Genomic DNA, 21,542 nt, shown 5'->3' with positions numbered 1-21,542 from the left:
GCAGGCGACCCAGCCTGCAAAGATGTACGCAAGGAGTGGGCAGGGGGGGGCGCTGTAGTGCCATGGGTTCAATGTGCAGGTGCGCCGGTCAGTCCTGCGGCCGGAACCCGATGGTCAGCGAAGGCGGCACGCGCCCGTCCACGTCGCGCGGCAGGGTCTCGGTCTTTTCCAGGGCGCGCAGCACGGCGTCGTCCCAGGCCTTGTTGCCGCTGGACTGCACCAGGCGTTTGCCGACGATGGTGCCGTCGGGCGCCAGGCGCACCTCGACTTCGGCGCGCGGGTTGCCCGAGACGGCGTCGGGGTAGACGATGTTGGGCTTGACCTTGGCGGCCACCTTGCCGCCATAGCTGCCCGAAGGGCCGGCGTTGCGGACGTCATTGCCGGTGGACTTTTCGTTGCCCTCGGAACCCGCCAGCCCCTGCATGCGGCGCAGGTTGGCCTCGCGCTGGGCGGCCAGTTGCCTGGCCTCGGCTTCGGCGCGCTGCTTCTTGGCGGCGGCTTCCTTCTCCTTGGCTTCCTTGGCCTCGCGCGCCTCCTTGGCGTCTTCGGCCTTGCGTTTTTCCTCGGCCAGCTTCTTTTGCTTTTCCTGCTCGGCCTTCTTCTGTTCGGCGAGCTTTTCCTTCTTTTCCTTTTCGAGGCGCTCTTCGCGCTCTTCTTCCTTGCGCTCACGCTCGCGCTTTTCGCGCTCGAGCTTCTCGGCGCGGGCCTTTTTCTCCTGCTCCAGGCGCTTTTTCTCGCGCTCGATGGCGATCTCGGCCTCGCGCTCGTCCGGGTCCTGCGTGCGGGGCGGGGGCGGTGGAGGGGGCGGCGCGGGCACGGGCCGGGGTTCGGGGGGCGGCGGTGCCGGGGGCGTGGGCGGTGTGGGCGGCGTCACCTCGGGCGGTGCGGCCTGTTGCGGCACGGCGGACCAGAGCTCTGCTTCCACGGCGGGCTGGTCGGTGCTGGACTTCCAGTTCACGCCCCAGGTGAGTGCACCGATCAGCGCCAGGTGCACCAGCACCGCCAGCGAGATGGCGCGCAGGCGGGCGGGTGGGGCAGGGGGCGCAAACTGGTCGCGATCGTCGTGGGCGTGCATGGAAGGGGTGGAGCGCTTTTCTTGTTCGTCGGTTCCGTGGAAGGGGTGGGCGTGTCAGCCAGTGGGGCTGCGCCGGCTCGGGCGCATACACACAACGTGCCAGGCCCCCAAAGCGTTGTCCTGGCTAGCCGCCCTGCTTGACCGAGAGTCCCACGCGCTGGACGCCGGCCTTCTGCAGTGCGTCCATGGCCTTGACCACGCTTTCGTACTGCACGCCCTTGTCGGCGGTGATGACCACTGCTGTCTCCTTGGTCTGGTCTTTCTGCCAGCGCTGTGCTGCGTCACCGATTTCACGCTGGCTCATGGTGCGCGTGGCCTCGGGGGTCTTGAGCTGCAGCGAGCCGTCCTTGTTCACGACGACCTGGGCGACGACCTTGGGCAAGTTCTTGCTTTTGCCGACCTTGGGGACGTCGACCATGCCAGGGGTGAGCATGGGTGCTGTCACCATGAAGATGATGAGCAGCACCAGCATCACGTCGATGAACGGGACCATGTTGATCTCGTTGATGGTGCGGCGGCCTCGGCCGCGGGATGCCATGGCGGGCATGGTGGGGCTCCCTTCTCGTGCTCAGTGGCCGGACGCCGACGACGCAGCGTGGTGCTGCACACCCAGGTTGCGCTGCAGGATGTTGGAGAACTCTTCAATGAAGGTCTCCTGGTGCGTGGCCACGCGGTCGATGTCGCGGGCAAAGCGGTTGTAGGCGATCACGGCCGGGATGGCGGCGAACAGGCCGATGGCGGTGGCCACCAGCGCTTCGGCAATGCCCGGGGCCACGGTGGCCAGGGTCACCTGCTCCATGCCGGCAAAGCCGGTGAAGGCGTGCATGATGCCCCACACCGTGCCGAACAGGCCCACGTAAGGCGACACCGAGCCCACCGTGGCCAGGAACGACAGACTGGACTCGACCACGTCCATCTCGCGCTGGAAGCTGGCGCGCATGGCGCGGCGCGCGCCGTCGAGCAGCGTGCCGGGGTCGGTGATGCGGCGCTCGCGCAGTTTCTGGTACTCGCGCATGCCGCTGGCGAAGATGCGCTCCATGGGGCCGGCGTTCTTGGCGTTCTGCGCGGCGCTGGCGAACAGGTCGTTGAGGCTGGTGCCGGACCAGAAGTCGCGCTCGAAGTCCTCGTTGAGCGCCTTGATGCGCTTGAGCGCAAAGAGCTTGCGGAAAATGGCGGCCCAGCTGGCGACCGAGACGACCAGCAGCAGCAGCATGACGAGTTGCACCACCCAGCTGGCCTGCAGCACCAGGCTAAGGATGGACATGTTTTGCGAATTCATGTGGTTGAGGATGACGGTGATGAGAGTTGGTGCAGAAAGGGCTCGGTATTCTCGCGGGCCGCAGGGGGTGGGCGTCCAACCTGTCGATGCGGATGGTGCCTTCACTGGGCAGTGCGGGCGAATTGTCGGTCATTCGCTGCTCTGGTTTCAGGAGCGCTTGCTGAAGTATTGTCAACGATGCGCGGCCTGCCTCCGGCAGCCTGGCGGTAACAATGAGTTCATCGCCGAGCCTGGCGGGGCGTATGTGGCCTGGCTGGCTGTGGGACCAGCATGCCGCTGGTTTTGTTCCCTTCCAGGCAGCGCCTTGCGCAAAATGATAGCGCCACGGAAAGGCGGCTGCGCAGGGTGCGGGAAGGTGGGGGGCGCCATGTCGTCGAAAGGCAGGCGCCGCCATGGGCCGAGGGCTGGCTATTCCGCTGGCGTGGCTGCAGTGCTGGTCAGCACCGGGTCAAGGACTTCAGGGCCTTCGCGGCCCCTGCGCGCTGGATGCTTTCTGCCATGCTGCACAAGAGGCCGGTCAGGGTGTGCAGCATGCGTCTTGCGTTCCATGGAAAGAGGCAAGGGGCGGCGGGGCGGACACCGGTGCCCATGGTTGGCGCGGCCTCCCCGCAGGTCAGGCAGTCCATGCGGGCAGCACGTTGCATGGACTGCAAGCCGGGTCAGTTCTTCTCGCCAGAAGTGATCTGCCCCGCCTTGACGGCCGTCTTGGTCTCGGCCTTCACGTCCGCGCGGTTGCGGCCATCGGTGGTGGGCTTGACCTTGCCATCGACCGGGTGTGCCTCGCCGCCGCGCGCGATGTCGCCGCGCTGCTGGGCCGCAGCGGTTTCGGCCTTGCGGTCCGCGCGCGTCTTGGCGGAGTCGAGCTTGGGCTGCTGGTTGGTGCTTTCGCCGCGGGGGATGGCCCCTGCGGCATTGGCGGCCTTGGTTTCGGACTTCACCTGGTCGCGCGACTCGGTCTGTGCGTTGATCGAAGACGTGCCCAATGCCAGCACGAGTGCTGCTGCGCCGAGAAGGGTGGAGTGGATTGTCATGGCTTGCTTTCTCTGGGTGTTGAAAGGTTGGGAAAAGGTTGGGGCAGGGCTTGCCCGGTCTTGCTCGCTTGCTGCCATGCGCACCAGCGCGTTCAGGATGTCCGCGCTGCTGCATGCGGGGTACCCCGGGGCAAGCAGCACAATCCGCAGGCCATACGCCGGCTTGCCCTGCACCACGCTGGACTCGCCAGGCGCATGCAAACTATGCGCGACGCGGCTTTCCAAGGCACTGACCGAATTTGCGGTTGCCCGTCTGAAATTGCTGCAAGCCCCCGTCGGCGCGATCACCGGCATGCGCCAGCCAGGGTGCCTCGGTCGGGGATGTGCGATGGACCCGTCAAGAGATCGATGCCAGGGGCATCGGCGCGAACACGGCGCCTTGCAGCGCAGCCTGCAGACCGCGGCGCGATGGCCTGGCGCCCCGGGCAGTTCAAGGGCGCTGTCTACAGAAGCGATTCTGGAATGAAGATCGACTGGATATAGAGTTTCAACCGTGTCCACGGGTCGGCGCCCGGCTCGTGTTCCAGCACCTCGGTGCGTTCCTGCGCATCCGTGCGCGTCCACTCCAGATCGCGCTGCCTGTCCTTCTTGAGCCGGACCTGGTAGGACGCCCTTTGCTGGAGAAGCTGCAGCAGGCCATGCGCCTCGGTGGCCAGCGCGGGGCTGCGTATGAAGATGCCGAACTCGGTGTTCAGCGCGTCCGAGCGTGGGTCGAAGTTGGCCGAGCCGATGAACAGGCGCTCGCGGTCGATGATGGTGGCCTTGCTGTGCAGGCGCAACGGCGTGCCTTGCATCTCGCCGGGCAAGAGCAGTTGTTGCCCCAGCGTTGGATGCAGCTCGAAAATCTCCAGGCCGGCGCGCAGCATGTTGTCACGGTAGCGCCGGTAGCCGGTGTGCACCACCGGCTCGTCCGTAGCGGCCAGGGAGTTGGTCAGCAGGCTGATCTTCACGCCCCGCGCGATGTTGGCGCGTGCACCCGCCAGCGCCTGTGCGCCGGGAACCAGGTAGGGCGACGCGATGGCGATGTCATGGCGCGCGTTCTGGAATTCCGTCCTCAGAAGATGGCGGTTGTTGTCCAGCAGCGCACCGGTGCGCAGCTGCGCAACCTCCATGTCGCCCCAGGCCTTGGCGGGCGAGTCCGCGAAGGCCTGGGCCTGGCCATACACCATGCCCACCCGGCCAGCGGCGAATTCCTCGTTCGGGGCGGGGCGTCCTTGCCGGTCGATGCCCGAGATGGGGGGCGGGGACGGTGTGTCCGCTCCGTCCACCCGCGCGGCGAAGGCCTGGCGCAGCACGTCAGGCGGCTGCGCCGGGGGCTGCACCGAGCCCAGGGTGCGCACCTGCATCGCGTTCCAGTATTCGTCGAAGAGGCTGGCCATCTGGGGGACGACAGGGCCGGCAATGAGCACGTCGTAGTCAAAGAAATTGAATTGCGAGCTGCGCAGGAAATACTCGTCGCCCAGATTCCTGCCGCCGGCAATCGCCATGGCGCCATCGGCCACGAACATCTTGTTGTGCATGCGCCGGTTGAGCCGCGCAAAATCCAGCAGGGCCGCCGCAAACCGCTGGCCCACGCTGCCGCGCGTGGGGAAAGGGTTGAAGAGACGCACCTCCACATTGGGATGGGCACCCAGGCCGTGCAGCAGGGGTTCGAGCCCATCGGTGTACAGGTCATCGAGCAGCAACCGCACACGCACCCCGCGCTGCGCAGCATCGCGCAGCTCGCGCAGCACCAGCCGCCCAGTCACGTCATCGTGCAGGTGGTAGTACTGCAGGTCCAGGGACCGCTGGGCCCGGCGCATCAGGGCGAGGCGCACCTCCAGGCCGGCCGGCCCGAGCAGCATGCGAAATCCGCTGTGGCCCGGCTCTGCACCGTCCATGGACGCCTGGGCCAGGTGGTCCAGCGGTGCCACGGCTGCACCGGGGGCTGCAAGGGCCGTGGTGTAGGTCCGGGGGCCTTCGTCCGGCAGGGTCGAGCAGCCTGCCAGCACCATGGCGGCTACAGTGCAGGCATATCGCAGCAGTGGAAGCAGGAGGCGGGCAGCTCGGCGCATGCGCAGGTTCCGTGGTTTGGTCTGGTTCAGGTCCGGTGGCGTCCATGCGCCCCAACGAAGGCGGTGTGCTGATGGCGATACCCGCAGCTCGGGGGAGTCCGTCCCGGGAGTGGCCCCTGTGCAGGCAATCAGGGATCAAGGCCGCGCGCTGCGCGCACCAGGTGGCTCATTCCTTGAAGACCGGGATCGAGCCACCGGCGGTGCGCCGGTCGCCGGCGGCTACCAGGAGCAGCCGCAAGCGCTCGATGTTGGCCTCGCTCTTGGCCAGCGAGTCTGCAGAGGTGTGGACGGAGTAGCTTCCCAGGTGCAGATCATGGGGGTGTGGTGTGGCGGATCCGATCACGAAGATCGCGTCGGCATCGGGGCTGGCCTTCAAGCCGATGGGCTGAAGCCCCTCCTCGAAGATGAGCATCTCGCCAGCATCGGCTGGAGTCTCTCCGGCCAGGGCACCGCTGGAGACCGCCAGCCAGGCGATCGGCTCCGTCGACGGTGGCGTGAACGTCCACTGGGTGCCGGCGGCAAGCCTCACCAGCAGGTAAGTCACACCCAGTGGTGCGCGTGCCGGGCTGCGGGCGCCTTCATAGCTGCCCAGAATCACGTGCGCGGGTCCGGTGGTCGGGACGCGCCTGGCTTCAACGTACTGGCTGTCCACGGACTCGTGTTCAAGGTCGGAGCGCAACGCAATCCAGAGCTGAAATCCCTTGGCCCTCGGAGTCGTCCCGCCGGAGAGCTCTTTGCCATGCCACACACCGTTGCCCGCGCGCATCCACTCGAATCCGCCGAAGCCGATGTGGCCACTTCCGTCGGTCGGGTCATCGAATCGCAGGTCCCCCTCGGTGATGACGGTGATCGTTGCCAGCCCCGAGTGCGGGTGGATGGAGAAGCCCGTCCGCGGGTTGTGAAGGTCGATGTCGAAAAGGTCGAGGAACACGTAGGGCTTGAGCATATGGCCCAGGTCCGAGGGGCTCATCAAACGAGTGACCGGACCGTGTGTATTGCCGACCGTCCTGAAGGCGACGCGGCGAACGCTTTCGTCGGCAGCAATTGGCAGGTCTTTGACTGGGTTCATGTTTTTTCTCCTTTCAAACCGCTGCGGCGCGGCCCGGCATGCGGCCGCGACTGTTCACATCGATGGGCCAGATCAGATGGGCAAGCCGCGCCGCCTGCCCCTTGCCCGCTACGGGACCTCGCTGCGCAAAGCAGCAGTCCGGCGAACCGAAGAACGGGATGGGCGCAGACCCGCCACCACCATGGAGGTCTTACTTGCCGGCCTTTGCCGCCTTGGCTGCAGACTCGAGCAGCTGCACTTCCCAGGCATAGGCGATGCCGCTGCCGCCACCGTGTTCCGCCACGACGCTTGTGAGAGGAACCGCGGTGTCCTCGCGGGCCCAGTCACGCTGCCATTCGCTGATGACGGCCATCCACGTGATGGGAACAGCGCCAGCCTGGACCAGGCGACGCACCGCCATGTCGTGCGATTCGGCCGAGACGCCGCCCGATGCATCGGTCACGACGAATACCTCGAACCCTTCGCCCAGTGCCTGGATGGCCGGCATGGCAAGGCAGATTTCGGTCCAGAGTGCTGCGAGGATGAGCTGCTTGCGGCCGCTCTTTTTCACGATGTCCGTTACCTTCGGGTCTTGCCAGGTGTTGATGAAGGTACGGTTGATGGGCTTCTGGTCGGGGTAGACGTCCTGCAGCTGCTTGATCAGGTAGCCGCCGCGTTCCTCGATCACCGTGGTGAGGATGCACGGCACATTGAAGACCTTGGCGCCTTTGGCCAGGCCGACGACGTTGTTGACGATCGTCGAGGGATCGTGGCTGTTCAGGTTCGTGAACTGGTACGGCTGGTGGTCGATCAGCACGACGATGCTGTCTTCGGGACGAAGCAGTGCGTTGAGGCCAGTCTTGGACATGGAAAAGCTCCTTGGCGTATTGGACGCTTGCGCGCCTTGGGGTTGAGGAAATACACGGCCGCACCGTTGAGAAAGTGCGCGACATCCATGTTGCCGAGGCCGCCTGGACCCGTCACTGTCCGATCCTGCGGATGACAGTTCGAATTGCTCACCTGGTGGTGCGGCCCGCTGGTCCGGCGGCGCGCCTGCGAGGCTGGATGGGCGTCGTCGCTGCAGCACGGCAAGGCGGACCAACGACGTCATACGGTTGAAGGCGAATCCGTATCAGGGCCTCAGGACCACGCGGCCGAAGGGCTTTTCCCGCTCTGCATATTCGTGGGCAAACGCCGCCTGGGAGAGCGGGAACGTTCTGTCGATCACAGCCTGGATGCGTTTGGCGGCGAGCGCTTTGAACATCCTGTCCACCATGGACCAGACCGTGGGTTTCTCGAACAGCGTACCCATGAACACGCCGAAAAGTGCCTGGTTGGATTGCATGGGCGCCCAGAGATCCACATCCATGGCCCCGCCGCCCGCATTTCCGACAAAGACCAGGCGCCCTTCAGGGGCCAGCGCAGCGATGGAATCGTGCAATGTGGTTCCGATGGGGTCCAGCGCCACATCGACTCCACGGTTGCCGGTGATGCGTTTGACCTCGCCGACCACATCGCAGGTCGCCCTATCGATGGCGTGATAGGCTCCCAGCGCTTGCAGCTTTCTGCATCGTGCGGCTCCGCTCGCCACTGCGAGCACATGCGCGCCCGCAAGTGCCGCGAGCTGCACGGCAGCGACGCCCAGCCCACCCGCAGCCGCCTGGATCAAGACCGTTTCGCCGCGCTGCACGCCGGCTCTGGCAAACAGGCAGTGGTTCGCCGTGCCGAACGCAATGGTTGAAACGGCAGCGTCCCGGGTTGCGACGCCGTCAGGTATGAGCCATGTCCGGGTGGCCGGAACAGCCCACAGTTCCGCGTGCGAGCCATGCATGTCGAAGGCCGCAACCCTGTCACCGATCTTTCGATTCTCAATGCACGATCCAACCGCCTGGATGACGCCCGCCGCGGCAAATCCCAGCGTCCACGATGGATGGGGCGGCGTGTTGAGGCGGCGGTTGATGAGGTCGCCACCCTCGATGGATATGGCTTCCACGGAGATCAGCACGCCATCCGACTTGACTGCAGGATCGGGTAGTTCCACGTATTTCAGGACACCGGGGGGGCCTGCCTTGTCGTACACCGCTGCCTTCATGGTTCTGGTCCCCCGGCCATCGGCTTGAATCGTTGTGCTGGATGAAAAATGTGAAAGCCCGGATGCTGTGCATCACGGGCTTTCGTCTTATTTCTTCACGAAGGCCAGCAGGTCCTTGTTCAACTGGTCTTTGTGCGTATCGGTGATGCCGTGCGGACCGCCCGCATACTCAATCAGTTGCGCACCGGGAACCAGCTTGGCTACCGCACGCCCCGTCGTCTCGATCGGCACGATCTGGTCGTCCGTGCCGTGAACGACCAGTGTCGGGATGTTGAACTTCTTCAGATCCTCCCGGAAGTCGGAGTAGAAGAACGCGTTGATGCAGTCAAACGTGGCTTTGCTGCCGGCTTGCATGCCCTGTGCCCAGAAGCTGTCGATCAAGCCGGCGGAAGGCTTTGCGCCGGGACGGTTGAATCCGAAGAAGGGACCGCTCGCGATGTCCTTGTACAACTGGGAGCGGTTGTCCAGTGATCCCTTGCGCAGGCTGTCAAAGACTTCCGTGGGCACGCCATCGGGGTTCGTGCCCGTCTTGCCCATGATGGGCGTAATGGCGCTGACCAGTGCGGCCTTGGCTACCCGTGCGGTGCCGTGGCGCCCGACGTAGCGCGCGACTTCGCCGCCACCCGTGGAGAAGCCGACCAGTACGACACCCTTCACGTCGAATTTGCGCAGAACGGCGTCCAGGTCGTCGGCATACTGGTCGATGGTGTTGCCCTCCCAGGGCTGGCCTGAGCGACCATGGCCCCGGCGGTCGTGGGCAATCACCCGGTAGCCGTTCTCCGCCAGGAATTGCATCTGCGATTCCCAGCTGTCCGAGTTCAGAGGCCAGCCGTGGCTGAAGACGACCACTTTCCCGTTCTTGGGGCCCCAGTCCTTGACGTAGAGCTGGGTACCGTCGTTGGCAGTGATGTATTGGTTTGAGGTCATGGGGTTTGCGTTGGTTTTGACGGGGGTTGCATTGGCGAAAGTCTGGAGCGCCAGGCCGCAACTGGCGGTGGCGGCTGCGAGAAGGATGCGTCTGAGTCTGTTCATGGTGGGTGGTGGAGTTGAGCGTTGGCAGTCGTTGGCAAGGGCCTCGTGGCCGGCGCCCGCAAGCGCGTGACCAGCTGCTTGTCGGGAGATGCCGGATCCGATCTCTCCGCTCGCCTATCGACTGTGAAAAGTGTCCGCCCACGGCCCAGCTGGGTCACTGACTGATACTCGCAAGTCCAGTCGGAATTGCGCATGGCCCCAGGCCCCGGGCGACCCGACCCCACGCTTTCGGACTGAGTGAAGCACTTTCGGACAGTGCTTTGAACGGTGGTTCTACACCAGGGAGGCCCACGCCCCCATGGGTTCAAGGTCTTCTGCGCAGATGGAAGTCTTCTGAGCCTTCTTCATGCGGCCGGAGCAAGGACGCATGCGCCATCCTGGTCAGCACCAACGACAGGGCAGCAGCCACCCGCGTCGTCGGGATTGCACGAGAGGCAGATACTCTGCCCAGGACCTGGTGTCCTGGGTTGGAAGTTCGTTGAAGAAAGAATTCTGCCGAAATCGCTGCAGGCTAGGCGCAAAGCACAGCCATGCCGAGTGGCATGGCGCGCATTTGTAACGACGCATGGCGGCGATTGTCGGGAGATTTATTCAACGAATTTCCAACTCGGGACACTACATACCGGCGTACGAACCGGAACACGCACTGGCTTTGAACAGAGCGGGTGCCTTCCGAGGGGGCTTGATTGCCAGGCCTGTTAGGGCCTGCTCAAGGGGGAGGCATGCCATGGCCGAAGTCGGGAAACTTGCTGAAGTAGTCCTTCAGCATTTCTGTCAGCACCCGGATCTTGCGCGCAGGATGCTGGCCTGGCGGGCGCACCACGTAAGCGCCTGCCGGCCGGGTTGGATGCCGCGGCATGATCGTCACCAATGCCCCGCTAGCCAGGTGGGGGCGCGTGAGTCCAAAAGGCAGGTAACCGATGCCTATCCCCGCCACTGCTGCGGCGAGGAGCGCAATGCCGTTGTCTGCCTTGAAGCGGCCCTGGGGCCGAACGGATACCACTTGGTCTTCATTCATCAGTTGCCAGTTTTCCGTGCCCTGCATCAGCGCTTCGTGGTCCAGGAGTTCGTCGAGTGTTTGAGGCGCGCCGTGCGCTTGGATATAGGCTGGACTTGCCACCAGGCTTCCGTTAACCGGTCCTACACATTGGGCCACCAGATTGGAGTTCGGGAGATGGCCGACGCGAATGGCGCAGTCGTAGCCTTCGGCGACCAGGTCGACGAAGCGGTCGCTGTAGCAGGTCTGGATATGGAGCTGTGGATGCCGGCTCGCCATCTCGGCGAGTACCGGCGCGAAGTGGGTCGGGCCGAAGGACAGCGGTGCCGCCACGCGCAAGCGGCCGCGCAGTTCCCCGGCGGGAAGGATCGTCTCTCTGGCAATTTCTATCTCGGCGCACACTCGGGCCGCATAGTCGCGAAACGTCGCACCCGCCTCCGTGAGGGATGCACCTCTTGTGGTGCGGGCGAGCAACTGAACGCCCAACTGCGCCTCAAGCCGGATGAGCCGGCGGCTGACGATGGACTTGGCAACGCCAAGACGCGTGGCGGCCGCAGTGATGCCTCCCGCATCGGCAACTTCCACGAAAGTTCGCAATTCATCGATGTCCATTTGGCGTTCCTGTTTTTGCGACACAGCTTCGCAAATTTAGGTCTACCGTAGCACAAGCAAGGATGTGAAGATACGCTTGGAATTGATTTGCTCTGCGGAGCGGTCTGAGCGCCAAACCCTAGAAACGAGATGCGCCTTGAGGGCGTGTCACACGCCCTCTCATCCCGTATGCCAGACGAATTTGAACTTCCAGAGAACATGGCCATGCTGACGACCTCCAGCCGTTGCTGGAACGGCGTGACCGTCGATCTGAATGAGTTCACCTGCACGGGCAGGGTTTTGTTTCCCATGCAGGGCCACGAGGAGTCCACCCGACTCGGCGCTCTGCTCGAAGAGGTCGGACGGGACCACGCCGAGACCAGGGCGGCTGCCAATATCCCCAATCCGGTGGGCTACAAGCCCCGGCACATGTATTTCGCGCCGGCGCAACAGGAGCTGTGGGGCCACTCTGCGGATACCCGCTATGTCAAGTGCACGGCGATCAGCTTTGACCTGGACCGGCTCCAGGCGCGTCTGGGCATTTCTGAATCGCTGGGACAGGCCGACGTTCCTCGGCTCCGCCTTTTTGATGACCGGCTGTGGACATTGATCAAGCTGCTGACCGATGCGATCAACGACTCCGACCCCACCGCCCAGCTGTACGGTGACTCGCTGACGGCCGCGATTGCGGCAAGGCTGTTCGAACGACCCAAGGAGTCCAAAGGGAGCGAGGCCGGGCTTTCGGCGATCCAGCTCAGGGATGCGATGAGCTACCTGGAGGCGAAGATGCCGGCGAGGGTGGAACTGGAGACACTCGCAAAGCTGGCGGGCCTGTCGCAGTCGCACTTCAGCCGCGCGTTCAAGGCGTCGACGGGGCTGGCGCCGTACCAGTGGCAGTTGCAGGCCCGCGTCGAGCGGGCGCGGGACCTGTTGTTGAACACCAATGGCTGCCTGGAGGACATTGCCGAAGCCACTGGTTTTGCGGACGCGGTCCACTTTGGCCGTACCTTCCGCAAGATCACGGGCGCCACCCCTGCAGCATGGCGCATGGACCGGCTCACCTAGTGTCCCGAGTTGGATATTCGTTGAATAAATCTCCCGACAATCGCCGCCATGCGTCGTTACAAATGCGCGCCATGCCACCCGGCATGGCTGTGCTTTGCGCCTAGCCTGGCAGCCATTTCGGCAGATTTCTTTCTTCAACGAACTTCCAATCAGGATCCCACTCCCTTTGTGTGGCACAAAAGCGCCGGGCACCGTCCTGGCATCCGTGGCGCGGGCGGCCAGTTCCATCATCTGATGCCCACTTCTGAGGCATCACACTGGAACAGGTTCTTGGGAGGGCTCGCCGGGCCAGGTGCCAACGGTTTTCAACGGGGATTCAACCGAGCACAAGCTCAGTCAAAGGCGCGTTCGAGTTCGGCTGGAAATTCCGGGCGACCGCGCGCGTTCAACGCTGTGCCGGTCACCACCGCATTCAGCATGGGGCGATTGTCTGCAATGCGGTAGATGCTTTGGTTGAAGAGAAACCGGATTCGCCCGCTGCGCTGCAGCGCAGTGCGCACTACAAATCTGTCGCCGCTGACCAATGAGCCTTTGTAGTCGATCTCAATTCGCGTGACGACGAGGCTGATTCCGCGTTGGGACAGTTCCCCGAACTTCAGCCCCTTCGATTCCAGCAACTCGTGGCGGGCATGTTCCAGGTAGTTCAGATAGACCGCATTGTTCACTACGTGGTCCATGTCGCATTCGTAGTCCCGGACCTTCAGTTCTATTTCGAAAATCTTCGCTGATTGGTCTTGCAGGTTTGTCATAGGTCATCGATTGTCCATGGGCTACCAGCGCGCAGGTGCGCTGTCCATACCGTCACCACGCTCGTTTCAGAGTCTCCAAATAGACCCTGATTGGGAATTCAAAGGGCATGTGCTGGCCTCGTGGTTGGTGCGCCGGCGCGTGTGGATGCCGTGTGCCTTGGCAGAGGGCGGGAGCCGGACCGAGACCCGGCCTCCGCCTTCAAGCAAAGAACCGAAGCAACCACTACCCAGATCACCCCAACAAACGACGCAACCGAGCAACAGACTCCTCCAATTGCGCCATCGAATTTGCCGTGGAGAACCGCACAAACCTCTCCGTCTCCGCAGTCCCGAAATCCCGCCCCGGCGTAATCGCCACATGCGCGCGCTTCATCACCTCAAACGCAAAATCCCAACTGCCATTCACACCCAGCCGAGAAGCAGCCTCGGTGCAATCGGCCCACGCATAGAACGCGCCATCGGGCATCACGGGTACCGACAGCCCCATGGACTGCAGCGCAGGAATAAAGAAATCCCGGCGTGCCTTGAACTCCGCCCGCCGCCGCTCGTACTCCGCAATGCTCTCGGCCTCGAAGCAGGCCAGCGCCGCATGCTGCGAAACCGTGCTCGCGCAGATGAACAAATTCTGCGCCAGACGCTCGACCACAGGCACCATGGCCTCGGGCACCACCATCCACCCCAGCCGCCAGCCGGTCATGTTGAAGTACTTGCTGAAGCTGTTGATGCTGACGATGTTCTCGTCGATGGCCAGCGCCGTGTGGCCGAACTCTTCCTCGTACGACAGGCCCAGGTAGATCTCGTCGATCAGCGTGATGCCGTCGTGCGCGCGCACGACCTCGTGGATGCGGCGCAGCTCGCCGGGCGCGATGGAGGTACCCGTGGGGTTGGACGGCGAGGCCAGCAGCACGCCGCGGGTCTTGTCGGTCCAGGCGGCGCGCACCTTTTCGGCGCTCAGTTGGTAGCGTTCGGCCGCTGTCGTTGGCAGCAGCATGGCCTTGCCTTCTGCCGCGCTCACGAAGTGGCGGTTGCAGGGGTAGCTCGGGTCGGGCATGAGGATCTCGTCGCCCGATTCAATCAGTGCCAGGCAGGCCAGCTGCAGCGCGGCCGATGCGCCCGCCGTGACCACGATGCGCCGTGCCGGCACATCGACGCCGAAGCGCTGTGCATACCAGGCGCTGATGCGCTCGCGCAGGGGCTCCAGGCCCAGGGCGTTGGTGTACTGCGTGGCGCCGTCGCGCACGGCGCGGGCGGCGGCCTCCTGCACCAGGGGCGGGGCGGTGAAGTCGGGCTCGCCGATGTTCAAGAAGATCATCGGCTCGCTGGTGCCCGCCACCTCGCGCGCCAGGGCCTGGGCGGCCTTTGCCACCTCCATCACGTAAAACGGTTCGATGCGCTCGGCGCGCGAGGAGAACTTCATGGTGGTCCGGTGGGTCGTGCCTTGCCTGCAGTGCTGCGGCGTGGCGGGGTATAAGGCCGCGCTGCGGTGGGGCCCGCAGCGGGTAGGTACGTAGGTGGCTGGCCGCTCAGGCCTGGGCGCCGTCGTCCGCAGGCGTTGCTGCTGCTGCGCTGGCGCCCGAGGCCTTGTCGGCGGCGACTTCGGCGGCGCGCAGGCGCGGTGCCAGGCCATTGAGCACGGCGTTCACGTACTTGTGGCCATCGGTGCCGCCGAATTCCTTGGCCAGTTCGATGCACTCGTTGAGCACCACGCGCCAGGGCACGTCCAGGCAGTGCTGGAACTCGTACACGCCGATCCACATCACGGCGTGCTCGATGGGCGAGATCTCGGCCATCTTGCGGTCCAGCAGGGGCGTGATCAGCGCGTCCATGTCGGCGGCCATCTGGATGCTGCCGTGCAGCAGCGCGTCGTAGTGCACCGAGTCGGCCTTGTGAAAGCCCGCCAGGTCGCGCGTGAAGGCGTCAATCGCCTCGGGCGCGTTGCCGCCCACCAGGTGCTGGTACAGCGCCTGCAGCGCGAATTCGCGCGCGCGGCTGCGCGCCGACTTGGAAGCCGCCTTGCGCACGCCGGTGCTCTTGAGGCCGGTGCGCGACTGCTTGGGCGGGCGCTTGGCCGGGTGGCTGCTGCTGGCGCTGGCGCCGCTGTCGTCGTTGCCGTAGTCGTTTTCGCTCATGACAGGTCTTCCAGCAGGTTGGCCATTTCCACAGCCACACGGGCCGCGTCCGTGCCCTTGTCGGTCTGGCGGGCGATGGCTTGTTCCATGTTCTCGGTGGTGATGATGGCGTTGGCGATCGGGATCTGGTAGTCGAGCGACAGGCGCGTGACGCCCGCGCCCGATTCGTTGGCCACCAGCTCGAAGTGGTAGGTCTCGCCGCGGATGATGCAGCCCAGGGCGATCAGCGCGTCGTACTCGTCGGCCTCGCACATCGCCTGCAGGGCCACGGGCACTTCGAGCGCGCCGGGCACCAGCACGTGCTTGATGTGCTTTTCCTGCACGCCCAGGGCCAGCAGCTCGGCACGGCAGGCCGCGGCCAGGCTGTTGGTGATGCTTTCGTTGAAGCGGGCCTGGACGATGCCGATGTGCAGCTTCTTGCCGTCCAGCCTGTCTGCTGTTCCTTTTTCTGCGCCAAACATAGTGGTGATCCTGTTCTTTTACTCTTTGGGGATGAAGCCGGTGATTTCGAGGCCGTAGCCGGCCATGCTGGGCATGCGGCGGGGCTGGCCCATGAGTTGCATCTTGTGCACGCCGCACTCGCGCAGGATTTGCGCGCCCACGCCGTAGGTGCGCAGGTCCATGCGGCCACGCTCGGGCGCCTGGGCGGCGCGTGCCGTGCCCTCGAACTGTTCGAGCAGTTGCTCGGCCGTTTCGCCGCAATTGAGCAGCACGGCCACGCCCTTGCCCTGGGTGGCCAGGTATTGCAGGCTCGAATCGAGGCCCCAGGAGTGCATGGAGCGGTTGACTTCGAGCGCGTCGAACACCGACAGCGGTTCGTGCACACGCACGGGCACCACGTCGTCGGTTCCCCACTGGCCCTTGACCAGCGCCAGGTGCACCGCCTGGCTGGGCTTGTCGCGAAAGGCGTGCACGGTGAACTCTCCCGCGGCGGTCTGCAGGGTGCGCGTGCCCACCTTTTCGACCAGGGTTTCGTTGCGGCTGCGGTACTCGATCAGGTCGGCGATGGTGCCGATCTTCAGGCCGTGCTCGGCCGCGAACAGCTGTAGGTCGGGCAGGCGGGCCATGGTGCCATCGTCCTTCATGATCTCGCAGATCACGGAGGCGGGGCTGCAGCCGGCCATCACGGCCAGGTCGCAGCCGGCTTCGGTGTGGCCGGCACGCATGAGCACGCCGCCGTCCACCGCCTGCAGCGGGAAGATGTGGCCAGGCTGCACCAGGTCTTCGGCGCGCGCCTCGGGTGCCACGGCGGCCTGCACGGTGCGCGCGCGGTCGGCGGCGGAGATGCCGGTGGTCACGCCCTCGGCCGCCTCGATGGAGACGGTGAACGCGGTGGAATGCTTGGTGCCGTTGCGCGTGACCATGGGCGGCAGGCGCAGGCGCTCGCAGCGCTCGCGGCTCAGGGTCAGGCAGATCAGGCCGCGGCCGAAGCGGGCCATGAAGTTGATGGCCTCAGGCGTGACATGGTCGGCGGCCAGCACCAGGTCGCCTTCGTTCTCGCGGTCTTCTTCATCGACCAGGATGACGATGCGGCCGGCGCGCATCTCGGCCACGATGTCCTCGACGGGCGAGATCGGCACGGGGGTGAGGGGGGTGTTCATGGAGGGCTAGGGCTTTCTGTGGGGACGGCTGGCAGGCGGGTGCAGCGCAGGTTCCCGTGGCTGGAGGCTGCAGCGCAATGTGCACCCCCAAGAAACCGCCCAAAGAACATGCGATGCGGCGTAGCCGCACGTCGACGGGGCTTATTGCCCCGGAAGGCGCCGATTTTAATGCACCCGGCAGTCGAGTGCATGCGGATGGCCTTGCGCCAGGTCAGATCATGCTGCCCTGGATCACCACGTCGGATTCTGGGTAGGCCACGCAGGGCAGCACGCAGCCCTCGGCCTTCTCTTCGGGCGAGAGGCCTGGCCATTCGATCTCGTAGCGCACACGCCCCTCCACCAACTGGCCGATGCAGGTGCGGCAGGTGCCGTTGCGGCAGGAGCTGGGCCAGTCGATGCCGCCCTGTTCCATGGAGACGAGCAGCGGCTGCTCGGGCCAGGCGTCGCACTGGGCGCCATCGGGCTCGATGCGGGCGGTGAAGAAGGGGATGGCGGGCTGGTTCATGCGGTATCGCGGGTGTCGGCGGTGCGTTGCCACACCAGGAGAAGGTTGTTGGCCGGCATGGCGTGGCGCGCGGCCAGGTGCAGGCCGGCGGCTGCGGCTTCGCGTTCCACATCGGCGCGGTGGCGGATGCCCCAGCCAGGGTCCTGCGCGCGCAGGGTGGCGTCAAAGCCCCGGTTGCCCGGCGAGGTGGGCACACCGTCTTCGATGTAGGGCCCGTAGGTGACCAGCCGGCCACCAGGCGCCAGGTGGCGCGCCGCGCCCTGCATCAGCCCGGCGCAGCAGGCCCAGGGTGCGATGTGCAGCATGTTGGCGCAGTAGATCAGGTCGAAGGGCTGGGCGAAGGGCGCGCCGCCATCGGGCCAGACGCTGGAGCGCACGTCCAGGCGCACGGCGGGCAGCACTTTGGCGGCACCGGCCTGCAAGGCCCAGCCGGCGATCGCGAAGAACAGCTCGTCCTTCAGGTCCGTGGGTTGCCAGCTCCAGCCGGGCAGGGCGGCGCTGAAGAAGGCCGCATGCTGCCCCGTGCCGCTGGCAATCTCCAGCGCGGCACCGGTGTCGGGCAGCAGGCCGCGCAACACGGCCAGGATGGGGGCCTGGTTGCGCTCGGAGGCGGGGCTGCAGGGGAGGGCGGGTGCGGTCATGGTTGTGGACAAAAGGGATGGCGGATGCTATCAAATTGAAAGCAAATCCAGGCTTGGAGGGGCTTTGCCAAAACTGCCTTGTTTTTCGGCAATGCAGGGATAGTCCTTACAAATCAAGCACTTGGCCTGCCTGTACAGCACTTGTCCCGACTTATCCCCATGATTGTCCAGTGCCGGGTGGGATAACCCCCGCCATTTGCCTGAAAAACAGGCAATGCGGGGCTTGCCCTTGTGAATCAAGCACTTGGCGTGGCCATACAGAAGTTGCCAAAACTTATCCACATGATTGTCCAGGGCTGGCAGGGATAACCGGGTTCCGCGTGTTTTCCGGGACTGCCCAAAAAACGGGCGGCGCAAGGATTGTTCTTTCAAATCAATGGCTTGCGTTGGCCATACAGCAGTTGTCCCGAGTTGTCCCCGCAGTTGTCCAGTGTGCCCAGGGATAACCCGTATGCCGGTGCTCCCGGTGGCTGCCCAAAAATCAGGCGATGCAGGGATAGTCCTTGCAAATCAAGCACTTGGAGGCGCCATACACGACTTGCCAAAACTTATCCACATGATTGTCCAATGTGGGCAGGGATAACTGCGGCCTGGGTGCCGCAGGGTCAGGCCTCGACCTTGACGCCCTTCCAGAACGCCACACGGCCACGGATTTCCTCGGCCTCGGGCTTGGGGTCGGCGTAGAACCAGGCCGCGTCGGTGTTCATTTCGCCGTTGACCAGCAGCGAGAGGTAGCTGGCCTGGCCCTTCCAGGCGCACATGGTCTTGTGGTTGCTGAAGGTCACGTACTCGCGCTTGAGCGAGGCTTCGGGGAAATAGTGGTTGCCTTCGACCACCACGGTGTCGTCGCTTTCGGCGATGGTCACGCCGTTCCAGGTTGCTTTCATGGGAATCATCCTTCGGGAAAAAAACGGGGGCGCATGCATGCCCGCCAGGGGCGATTGTGCTACCAGGCAGTCACGCACGGTACGGGGTTGCGGGGGGATGTCGCGTACAGTCGCTGCGCAGCCAACAACCACAGGAGAACATGCACCATGGGTATCGATTTCAAGGGCCGCGTGGCCATCGTCACGGGCGCCGGCGGCGGCCTGGGCCGCCAGCATGCACTGGCACTGGCGGCGCGCGGCGCCAAGGTGCTGGTCAATGCCTGGGCGGCGCCGTGGACGGCAAGGGCGGCTCGGTGGGCGCGGCCCAGGCCGTGGTGGACGAGATCATCGCGGCCGGTGGCGAGGCGATTGCCAATGGCGCATCGGTCACCGACTACGCGGCCGTGCAGGCCATGGTGCAGCAGGCCGTCGACGCCTGGGGCCGGGTGGACATCCTGGTGAACAACGCCGGCATCCTGCGCGACAAGTCGTTCTCCAAGATGGAGATGGACGACTTCCGCCTGGTGGTGGACGTGCACCTCATGGGCGCCGCGCACTGCTGCAAGGCCGTGTGGCCGCACATGGTGGCCCAGCAGTACGGGCGCATCGTGATGACCACCTCGTCCACGGGCCTGTACGGCAACTTCGGCCAGTCCAACTACGGCGCGGCCAAGCTCGCGCAGGTGGGCCTGATGCAGACCCTGTCCATCGAGGGCGCCAAGTACAACATCCACGTGAACGCCCTGGCGCCCACGGCCGCTACGCGCATGACCGAAGGCCTGATGCCCCAGGAGGTGCTCGACGCCCTGAAGCCCGAGGCCGTGGTGCCCGCCATGCTGGTGCTGGCGCACGAAAGCGCGCCCACGCGCACCATCCTGTGCGCGGGTGCGGGCACCTTCGAGGCGGCGCACATCACGCTGACCCAGGGTATTCACCTAGGCATGGGGCCCGAGACCCCCGAGCAACTGGCCGCACGCCTCTCGGAAGTGACCGAACGGGCGGGCGAACAAGTACCACAAAGCGGTGCAGCCCAGGGGACCAACGAGGTGAGCAAGGCCATGGCGGCCAGGGTTTAAGCCAGATCCACACGCGCAATCCCGCGGCGTGCTAAGTTCCGCCCCGATACGAGATCGGTAATAAAGATATGAGAACTTTGCAGGAACGACTGGCCGCCTACCCCGCAGATGCACTGGCAGGCATCCGCCGCGGCATCGAGAAGGAGGGATTGCGCGTGCTGCCCAGCGGGGGGCTGGCGCTCACGCCGCACCCGGCGGCATTGGGCTCGGCGCTCACGCACCCGCTGATCACCACCGACTACAGCGAATCGCAGCTGGAGCTGATCACCGGCGCCCACAAGGGCGTGGACGAATGCCTGCACGAGTTGGCCGAGGTGCACCAGTTCGTGCACCGCGCGCTGCAGGCCCAGGGCGGCGAGTTGATGTGGGCGTCGAGCATGCCCTGCGGCCTGCCCACGGACGAGACGATTCCCATCGGCCGCTATGGCAGCTCCAACATCGGCCGTGCCAAGAGCGTCTACCGCATGGGCCTGGGCCACCGCTATGGCCGGCGCATGCAGACCATCTCGGGCATCCACTACAACTGGTCGCTGCCCGGCGTGGGCAGCGATGACTACTTTGCGCTGATCCGCAACTTCCGCCGCCACGCCTTCGTGCTGCTGTACCTGTTCGGCGCCTCGCCCGCGCTGTGCCCTTGCTTCGTGCAGGGGCGCGAGCACCGCCTGCAGGCCCTGGGCGACAAGGGCCAGGCCATGTACCTGCCGCACGCCACCTCGCTGCGCATGGGCCGCCTCGGTTACCAGAGCGACGCCCAGGCCACGCTGGCCGTGAGCTACAACGGCCTCCAGGGGTACGCCAACTCGCTGCACGAAGCATTGACCCGGCCCTACCCGGCGTACGAGACCGTGGGCGTGCGCAACCCCGGCGGCGACTACAACCAGCTCGGTACCAGCCTGCTGCAGATCGAGAACGAGTTCTACGGCACCATCCGCCCCAAGCGCACGGTGAAGACCGGCGAGCGGCCGCTGCATGCGCTGCGCGAGCGCGGGGTGGAGTATGTCGAGGTGCGGCTGATGGACCTGGACCCGTTCGTCACCGTGGGCATCACGGCGCAGACCATGCGCCTGCTGGACGTGTTCCTGCTGCACTGCCTGCTGTCCGACAGCCCGCCCGATACGCCTGAAGAGATCGCTGAGCTCAAGCAGAACCAGCACCTCACGGCCGAGCGCGGCCGCGAGCCGGGCCTGCAGCTGCAGCGCAATGGCAAGGATGTGGCGCTGACCACCTGGGGCGCCGAGGTGCTGGCCGAGTGCGTGCCACTGGCTGCCGCGCTGGATGCCACGCATGGCACCACGGACTACAGTGATGCCCTGCGCGATGCGCGTGCGCTGATGGACGCGCCGGAGCGCACACCCTCGGCGCGGGTGCTGGCCAGCATGGTGCAGGACCATGAGAGCAGTTTCGAGCGCTTTGCCTTCCAGCAGTCGGCCAAGGCGCAGGCCACCTTGCTGGCCTTGCCCTGGAGCGATGTGCAGCAGGCGCGGTATGAGCAGATGGCGCATGACTCCGTGGCTGCGCAGAAGGCCATTGAGGCGGCGGATACCTTGCCGTTTGAGCCTTGGCGGGAGCAGTACATGGCTGTTGGTGGTTTGGGCTGATAGTCTGGCTTATGGTGGCTTCTGCTGTGGGTTGAGGGCGGGAGCCGGGATGTGCGCCCGGCGGCGCAGTAACTTTCTCTTGGGCCGCCAAGAGAAAGTCACCAAAGAGAAGG

Annotated in this window: 21 protein-coding genes and 2 pseudogenes; 3 read left to right on the top strand and 20 right to left on the bottom strand. The window is 65.1% G+C overall.

Annotated features, from left to right (window positions below):
- Positions 1-88: 88 nt before the first annotated feature.
- The 11 genes and pseudogenes from tolA to AC07X5_RS27060 all read right to left on the bottom strand — a co-directional run bounded on the left by tolA (position 89) and on the right by AC07X5_RS27060 (position 11,220).
- Entirely contained in the window at positions 89-1,075 is a 987-nt protein-coding gene (tolA, locus tag AC07X5_RS27110; protein ID WP_494772657.1) for a cell envelope integrity protein TolA, read from the bottom strand.
- A 124-nt stretch (positions 1,076-1,199) separates the two neighbouring features.
- Complete coding sequence (locus AC07X5_RS27105) at positions 1,200-1,622, bottom strand: ExbD/TolR family protein (protein WP_494772656.1); 423 nt, start codon at positions 1,620-1,622, stop codon at positions 1,200-1,202.
- Positions 1,623-1,643: 21 nt separating this feature from the next.
- Positions 1,644-2,354, bottom strand: a complete 711-nt coding sequence (gene tolQ / locus AC07X5_RS27100) for a protein TolQ (protein ID WP_494772655.1) — start codon at positions 2,352-2,354, stop codon at positions 1,644-1,646.
- Positions 2,326-2,601 (bottom strand): annotated as a pseudogene (locus AC07X5_RS27095) (acyl-CoA thioesterase family protein); the annotation flags it as partial. The gene tolQ and the pseudogene AC07X5_RS27095, both read right to left, overlap by 29 nt.
- 412 nt (positions 2,602-3,013) lie before the next feature.
- Positions 3,014-3,385 (bottom strand): hypothetical protein, encoded by a 372-nt coding sequence (locus AC07X5_RS27090; RefSeq protein ID WP_494772654.1) that lies wholly within the window; start codon positions 3,383-3,385, stop codon positions 3,014-3,016.
- 443 nt (positions 3,386-3,828) lie between these two features.
- Positions 3,829-5,439 (bottom strand): phospholipase D family protein, encoded by a 1,611-nt coding sequence (locus tag AC07X5_RS27085; protein ID WP_494772653.1) that lies wholly within the window; start codon positions 5,437-5,439, stop codon positions 3,829-3,831.
- A 166-nt stretch (positions 5,440-5,605) separates the two neighbouring features.
- A complete protein-coding gene (locus AC07X5_RS27080) occupies positions 5,606-6,508 on the bottom strand; it encodes a pirin family protein (protein WP_494772652.1) in 903 nt (300 codons plus the stop codon).
- A gap of 190 nt (positions 6,509-6,698) precedes the next feature.
- On the bottom strand, positions 6,699-7,355 hold the full coding sequence (locus AC07X5_RS27075; RefSeq protein WP_409954495.1) for a hydrolase: 657 nt from the start codon (positions 7,353-7,355) through the stop codon (positions 6,699-6,701).
- Positions 7,356-7,619: 264 nt separating this feature from the next.
- Positions 7,620-8,579 carry a quinone oxidoreductase family protein gene (locus tag AC07X5_RS27070; protein ID WP_494772651.1) on the bottom strand — a complete coding sequence of 320 codons (960 nt, stop codon included), beginning with the start codon at positions 8,577-8,579 and terminating at the stop codon, positions 7,620-7,622.
- Positions 8,580-8,666: 87 nt separating this feature from the next.
- Positions 8,667-9,611 carry an alpha/beta fold hydrolase gene (locus AC07X5_RS27065; protein ID WP_494772650.1) on the bottom strand — a complete coding sequence of 315 codons (945 nt, stop codon included), beginning with the start codon at positions 9,609-9,611 and terminating at the stop codon, positions 8,667-8,669.
- A 709-nt stretch (positions 9,612-10,320) separates the two neighbouring features.
- The gene (locus AC07X5_RS27060) at positions 10,321-11,220 is read right to left on the bottom strand and encodes a LysR family transcriptional regulator (protein ID WP_494772649.1); all 900 of its coding nucleotides are present in this window, start codon (positions 11,218-11,220) and stop codon (positions 10,321-10,323) included.
- Positions 11,221-11,424: 204 nt separating this feature from the next.
- Here AC07X5_RS27060 and AC07X5_RS27055 point away from each other — a divergent pair, with 204 nt between their 5' ends.
- Positions 11,425-12,264, top strand: a complete 840-nt coding sequence (locus AC07X5_RS27055; RefSeq protein WP_494772648.1) for a helix-turn-helix domain-containing protein — start codon at positions 11,425-11,427, stop codon at positions 12,262-12,264.
- Between the two features lie 332 nt (positions 12,265-12,596).
- On the opposite strand, the gene AC07X5_RS27050 is transcribed toward AC07X5_RS27055, so the two are convergent.
- From AC07X5_RS27050 to AC07X5_RS27010, 9 genes are all read right to left on the bottom strand, one after another.
- A complete protein-coding gene (locus AC07X5_RS27050) occupies positions 12,597-13,013 on the bottom strand; it encodes an acyl-CoA thioesterase (protein ID WP_494772647.1) in 417 nt (138 codons plus the stop codon).
- A gap of 232 nt (positions 13,014-13,245) precedes the next feature.
- Entirely contained in the window at positions 13,246-14,430 is a 1,185-nt protein-coding gene (locus AC07X5_RS27045) for a pyridoxal phosphate-dependent aminotransferase (protein ID WP_409954501.1), read from the bottom strand.
- 106 nt (positions 14,431-14,536) lie between these two features.
- Positions 14,537-15,142, bottom strand: coding sequence for a transcription antitermination factor NusB (gene nusB / locus AC07X5_RS27040; protein ID WP_409954502.1), 606 nt, complete (start codon positions 15,140-15,142; stop codon positions 14,537-14,539).
- Positions 15,139-15,603: a 6,7-dimethyl-8-ribityllumazine synthase gene (ribH, locus tag AC07X5_RS27035; protein WP_409954503.1), complete on the bottom strand. Its 465-nt coding sequence runs from the start codon at positions 15,601-15,603 to the stop codon at positions 15,139-15,141. The genes nusB and ribH overlap by 4 nt, the downstream gene beginning before the upstream one ends.
- An 18-nt stretch (positions 15,604-15,621) precedes the next feature.
- Positions 15,622-16,743, bottom strand: a complete 1,122-nt coding sequence (ribBA, locus tag AC07X5_RS27030; RefSeq protein ID WP_409954504.1) for a bifunctional 3,4-dihydroxy-2-butanone-4-phosphate synthase/GTP cyclohydrolase II — start codon at positions 16,741-16,743, stop codon at positions 15,622-15,624.
- Between the two features lie 211 nt (positions 16,744-16,954).
- Positions 16,955-17,248, bottom strand: a complete 294-nt coding sequence (locus tag AC07X5_RS27025; protein WP_494772646.1) for a 2Fe-2S iron-sulfur cluster-binding protein — start codon at positions 17,246-17,248, stop codon at positions 16,955-16,957.
- On the bottom strand, positions 17,245-17,889 hold the full coding sequence (locus tag AC07X5_RS27020) for a DUF938 domain-containing protein (RefSeq protein WP_494772645.1): 645 nt from the start codon (positions 17,887-17,889) through the stop codon (positions 17,245-17,247). Before AC07X5_RS27020 ends, AC07X5_RS27025 begins: the two co-directional genes overlap by 4 nt.
- A 30-nt stretch (positions 17,890-17,919) precedes the next feature.
- Entirely contained in the window at positions 17,920-18,261 is a 342-nt protein-coding gene (locus AC07X5_RS27015) for a hypothetical protein (protein ID WP_494772644.1), read from the bottom strand.
- Positions 18,262-18,494: 233 nt separating this feature from the next.
- Positions 18,495-18,776, bottom strand: coding sequence for a DUF427 domain-containing protein (locus tag AC07X5_RS27010; RefSeq protein WP_409954507.1), 282 nt, complete (start codon positions 18,774-18,776; stop codon positions 18,495-18,497).
- Positions 18,777-18,923: 147 nt separating this feature from the next.
- Here AC07X5_RS27010 and AC07X5_RS27005 point away from each other — a divergent pair.
- Both AC07X5_RS27005 and gshA read left to right on the top strand, forming a co-directional pair.
- Positions 18,924-19,831: pseudogene (locus tag AC07X5_RS27005) on the top strand (SDR family NAD(P)-dependent oxidoreductase).
- Positions 19,832-19,899: 68 nt separating this feature from the next.
- Positions 19,900-21,429, top strand: a complete 1,530-nt coding sequence (gshA, locus tag AC07X5_RS27000; protein WP_494772643.1) for a glutamate--cysteine ligase — start codon at positions 19,900-19,902, stop codon at positions 21,427-21,429.
- Positions 21,430-21,542: the final 113 nt, after the last annotated feature.

Source organism: Acidovorax sp. GW458-11-26-14-TSB4 (genome assembly GCF_059423865.1).
This window is presented reverse-complemented; position numbering and strand designations above follow the sequence as displayed.